Raw genomic sequence first — 5,157 nt, 5'->3', positions numbered from 1 at the left:
GGGGGGCCGCTCCCCCTTGTTCGCGCCATCCCCCCCCCCCCCCGGGGGCCCCCGCGGGGCCCCGCCCGGGGCCCCGCCGCCGCCGGAGACCACCAGGGGAAACAGTCCGAGACCCCTCTGTGCTCATCTGTGCTCACAGGCGGTGGCATCTGCCTGGGCAACGGACAGAGTCAGGCCCTGTGCCATAACTTCCGGCTCCGCCGCGTATGACACCTGACTCTCAGGGCACACGTGGGCCCATGGCTGTCCTGAGAAGAATCGCCCGGCCCCTGCTGGCAACTCCGTTCGTCACCGAGGGAGCGCGCGCGCTGCGCATCCCACGCCCTCTCGCGGCCGGCACCGCGTCGCCGGCGCAGCGGCTCGGCTCCCCCGTCGGCGATCCCCTGCAACTGGCCCGGCTGAACGCCGCCGTCCAGATCGGTGCGGGCGGACTGCTCGCACTTGGCCGGTGCCCCCGTAGCGCGTCTCTGGTCCTCGCCGCGAGCCTCGTGCCCACGACCCTCGCCGAGCATGCGTGGTGGAAGGAAGAGGACGCGGAACGCCGCAAGGACCAGCGCTTCCACTTCGCCCGGCGCATCGGCCTGTTCGGTGCCCTGCTGCTCGCCGCCGCCGATACCCACGGCAAGCCGTCGACTGCCTATCAGGTCCGCACTGCGGCGAAGAGGGGACGGAAGCAGGCCCACAGCGCCACGGCGAGGGTGGGCGGACATGTGCACTCGGCGATCGGCACAGTGGGCGCGAGCGCAACGGGCGTCATGAGTGGCACCGGCCGGGCCGTGCACTCCGCCGCCGGCTCGGCACGCACGATGTTGCCCGACCGGTAGGGCGCGCGGGGTGCGGGGCCCGCGCCGCACCCCGTCACACCCGAGGATGCCGGCCCGGCTGACCGGCTGTTGGGCCGGACCGCCGAGCCGACCGGGGACCTCCGCGCCGCATGGAGCTTTCTGTCTCCCTGCGTGGGCTTCTCTCCGCCCGGCGTTGCCGCTAGTGTCGATTTCCGCACGATCCGCTCTTCGATCTCGATACTCGAGACCTCGATGCTCGAATTGCGATCTCGACACTCAATGTTTCTGCCGGCGCTGGAGCCGACGCCGGGGGCTTCGATTCCGCCCCTCCGCGTCACTGTGGACGACTCCTGGCGGTGGAGGGCCGTGCCCGTGGCGGGTGCCGACTCCTCGGACCGTCCCACCGTGCAGCGGAAGGTTCGCCGTGACACGGCGGCATGTGTTTCGTCGTAACGCACCGGTTTCCCCTCGTCCCGCACGGCGCTTCCGCGTTGTCGGACCGGCTCGCACGGGGACGGTCTCCTACCGTTCGGCCCTGCAGATCCCCGGCGCGGCGGCCTTCTTCCTGGCCGCGGCCCCGGCCCGCCTCGGGGTGGCGATGGCCGGTCTCGGTATCGTCTGGCTGGTCCACGCCGAGACCGGGTCCTTCGGGGTCGCCGGCCTGGTCACCGCCTCGTTCGCGGTGGCGGAGGCACTGGTAGGCCCGCAGACGGCCCGCCTCATGGACCGTTTCGGGCAACCGCGCATCCTCCTCCCCTTGCTGTGCGCCCATGCCGGAGCGATCACGGCCCTGATCGCGCTGGCGCTGGCGGGGGCGCCCACGTTGACGCTGATGGCGGGCGGCGTCGCCGCCGGGGCAACCATCCCGCAGATCGGTGCGCTCTCCGCGGCCCGCTGGTCGGCCTTGTTGCACGGAAGGGCCGAACTCGCCCCGGCCTTCGCGCTCGAAACGATGAGCAACGACGTCGCCTTCCTTGTCGGTCCCGGCCTTGCGGCGCTGGCGGCAACCCAGTTGCACCCGGCCGCGGGTACGGGCCTGTCGGGGATGCTCGTCGTCGGCGCCGGACTGGCCTTCGCGGCACTGCGCCGTACGGCCCCGGCGGCCGCCGGGACACCCCCTGCCGAGGGCAGGGCCACCAGCGGCCCAGGGACTCTGCTGTCGCGGAACTTCGCCACGCTGCTTGCGGTCAATCTGGCCCTCGGCGTCTTCTTCGGCTCCATGCAGGTCTCGGTGAGCGCGTTCGCGGATGTCCACCACGCCGCTGCCGCGGCCGGGTTCCTCTACGGACTGATGAGCGTCGCCAGCCTACTGGCCGGCCTGGCCTACGGCCGCTACCGGCATTACGCCCGGCCCGCCGCCCAACTGCCTCTGATCCTGACCTTTCTGGCCTGCGCCTCGCTGTTGCCGCTCCTGGCCAACACCCCCTGGCAACTCGGCCTTGCCCTGTTGCTCCCCGGTGCGGGCGTCGCCCCGTGCTTCATCGTCTCCTCGACACTTGTCGAGTCGGTCATGGACCGGTCGGTCCTGACCCAGGCCTTCACCTGGGCGAACTCTGCGAGCGCGGCGGGTATTGCCCTCTCCGCCGCCGCTGTCGGCCGTCTCGTCGACGGCGCGGGCGGCACACGAGCCGGCTTCACCGTCCCGTTGTCCGCCCTGACGGCAACGGCCGCGCTGGCTTGGTTCAGCCGTGATGCGCTCACCACGGCGAGCGCCTCGCACGGCAGCGGCCCGAAGCCGTGAGCAGGAGAGTGCCCATCGCCTTCGCGGACGGTCGGACCATGCCACTGCTCCCGCACTGTCCGGCCGTGCCGGCCGGGCGGGCGGCGAGCTGCAGGGCCTCGGCCCGCGGCCGGCACCGTCGAGCAGCAGCGGATCTGTCTCGGCTCCCGCCACGCGACCCGAACAGTCCCTTCTCCCGGGCTGAACCCGTGCTGCACCAGCGAGTTGGTGACCCGGATGCGCCGCGAGAGCGTGGACGAGGCACGACGCGGACGTCCGTGGAAGCTGCCCTGAAGAACCGGGTTCTACTGGTTGCGACTTACTGGCACACGAACTCGACACCGCGCCGGCCGGCCCCGCTCTTCGGCTGCGGATCAGACACTTGGTCCGCTTGGTCACGTAGGGTGCGCGGGTTGTCGTAGCAGGGAGGCGGTTCGGGAGTGGCACGCACGGCAGTGACGCGCGAGCAGTTGGCGGGAGCGGCGCGGGCCGCGCTGGGTGCCGGGCGGAGGCTGGAGGAAGTCGAGCGGCTCGCAGGGGGCAGCAAGAAGGGCGTCTACCGCCTGTCGATGGACGACGCTTCGACGGCAATCGCCTACCTGTGGGACGAGGCAGAGAACCTACTGGCCGGTGGCCGACGGCGACGACGACCTCACCGACCCGTTCTCGCCCGGCCTGGGGCTCGATCTGTTCCAGGCTGCGCACGCGCGGCTGGACGGGCTCGGCGTCCGCGTCCCGGCGATCCGTCTTGTCGACGGTGACCGTGCCCACTGCCCGGCAGACCTTGCGATCGTCGAGGACCTTCAAGGGGAGAGCCTGGAGGAGTTGCTCGCTCGCGACCAGCATGTCGCTGCTCCGGTCATGGACCGGCTCGCGGAGTCGCTGGAGGCGATGCGCAGGCACCGGGCGCCGGCGTACGGCAAGGTGGCCGTGGTCGATGGCGGAGCAGCGTCGCGCGGTACTTCGTGTGAGGGGGTGGTGCTCGACCGTGCGCTGCGGGACCTCTCCGAGGCGGCCTCGCGCGATCCGCGGATCACGGACACCCGGGGCCTCCTGGAGGAACGGCTGCTCAGCCTGGCGGCGGCGGTGCGGCCTCGCGAGGAGTACGCGGTCGTACACGGCGAGCTGGGCCCCGATCATGTGCTGGTGGACTCGGACGGGAGCCCCGTGGCGATCGATATCGAGGGACTGATGTACTTCGACGTCGAGTGGGAGCACGTGTTTCTACGCATCCGTCTGCACGACGCCTACCGGCCGTTGGAGGTAAACGGGTTGGACGAGGACCGGCTCGCGCTCTACATGCTGGCCCAGCGACTCTCGCTGACAGCAGGCCCACTACGTCTGCTCGACGGTGACTTCCCCGACCGGGCCTTCATGGCGGAAATCGCCGAGCACAACCTGAAGCGGGCGCTGGAACTGCTCCACGCCTGAATTCCCGGCAGGCCTTCACCTCCATGTGTTCGGCCACCGTGTTCGGCCACCCGGGGTCGATGTCCATCGACAGGCACCGGTCCGTTGCGGCCATGGCTCGAAGACGGTACGCCGTCCCGTCGATACAGCACCCAGTAACAGTGCGTGATGCGACACTCGCTGGGTTCGCTGAGCACCTGGTCCTGGAGGGGGCAGTCCTCATACGGTCTCGGGAATCGGGGAACCGGGAATAGCGGAAACAGTGCGGTGTTGATCACAGCATGACTTCTGAGACGCACGAGACATTCGGACGGGTCGGCATCTGGAGCACCGCCCTGCACGGCTCGCGGGTGGATGACGCGGGACGGGGCGCGATCACGGAAGCGGTCGCCGAGCTCGAGGATCTGGGCTACGGAACGCTCTGGATCGGCGGCAGCCCCTCGGCCGACGACGCCGCCGCTGTCGTCGCCGCGACCCGCACGGTCACCGTGGCCACTGGCATCCTGAGTATCTGGGATCACCCGGCCCAGGACGTGGCGGCGCGGATCGCGGCGATCGACACGAGCGCGCCCGGCCGATTCGTCCTCGGCCTGGGAGTCAGCCACGGGCCGATGGTGCCGCAGTACGCGAAGCCGTACAGCGCGATGGTTGCCTACCTCGACGGGCTCGACGCCGCCGTCCCGCCCGTGGAATCCGGACGCCGGGTCCTGGCAGCGCTCGGTCCGAAGATGCTGAAGCTCGCGACCGACAGGGCGCTGGGCGCGCATCCCTATCTCGTCACCACCGAACACACGGCGGAGGCACGCGAGGCGCTCGGCTCCGACGCGCTGCTCGCGCCAGAGCTGTCCGTCGTCCTCGACACCGACATCGAGCGCGCCCGCACCACTGCGCGGAACATGCTCGCGATGTACCTCCAGCTGCCCAACTACACCGACAACCTGCTGCGCCTGGGGTTCGCGGAGGAGGACTTCGAGGGCGGGGGCAGCGTCCGCCTCCTCGACTCGCTCTTCGCCCTGGGTGACGCCGAGCACGTCAAGGCCCGGACGCAGCAGTACCTCGACGCAGGCGCCGACCACGTCGCCCTCCAGGTACTCACTGCGGACGAGGGTGGCGCCGGTCTGCCGCGGGCCCAATGGCGTGAGCTGGCGGAGGCCTTCGGCGACGAGCTGTAGGCACGGACGGCACGCACGGCAGCGCTCCCGGCGCTTGGGGTGCCGGCGCGCGTGGGGGGGGGGGGGACGC

3 protein-coding genes and 1 pseudogene are annotated in these 5,157 nt (G+C 71.0%); all 4 read left to right on the top strand.

Translation table 11 applies throughout. The annotated features are described in order from the left end of the window. Window positions 1–239: 239 nt before the first annotated feature. Window positions 240–824: a DoxX family protein gene (locus tag ACFVW8_RS16675; protein ID WP_389690490.1), complete on the top strand. Its 585-nt coding sequence runs from the start codon at window positions 240–242 to the stop codon at window positions 822–824. Between the two features lie 385 nt (window positions 825–1,209). Beyond that, window positions 1,210–2,526 carry an MFS transporter gene (locus ACFVW8_RS16670; protein WP_389690488.1) on the top strand — a complete coding sequence of 439 codons (1,317 nt, stop codon included), beginning with the start codon at window positions 1,210–1,212 and terminating at the stop codon, window positions 2,524–2,526. A gap of 434 nt (window positions 2,527–2,960) precedes the next feature. Next, a pseudogene (locus ACFVW8_RS16665) lies at window positions 2,961–3,936 on the top strand (phosphotransferase family protein). A 260-nt stretch (window positions 3,937–4,196) separates the two neighbouring features. After that, window positions 4,197–5,087: an LLM class F420-dependent oxidoreductase gene (locus ACFVW8_RS16660; RefSeq protein WP_389690486.1), complete on the top strand. Its 891-nt coding sequence runs from the start codon at window positions 4,197–4,199 to the stop codon at window positions 5,085–5,087. Window positions 5,088–5,157: the final 70 nt, after the last annotated feature.

Source organism: Streptomyces sp. NPDC058221, from assembly GCF_042882365.1.
Taxonomy (GTDB): domain Bacteria; phylum Actinomycetota; class Actinomycetes; order Streptomycetales; family Streptomycetaceae; genus Streptomyces.
The sequence above is the reverse complement of the archived record's forward strand: the minus strand, read 5'-3'. Positions and strand labels throughout refer to the sequence as shown.

Excerpts from the sequence above, each read along its gene's own strand:
- ACFVW8_RS16660 (WP_389690486.1), top strand. The coding sequence starts at position 4,197 with ATGACTTCTGAGACGCACGAGACATTCGGACGGGTCGGCATCTGGAGC.
- ACFVW8_RS16675 (WP_389690490.1), top strand. The coding sequence starts at position 240 with ATGGCTGTCCTGAGAAGAATCGCCCGGCCCCTGCTGGCAACTCCGTTC.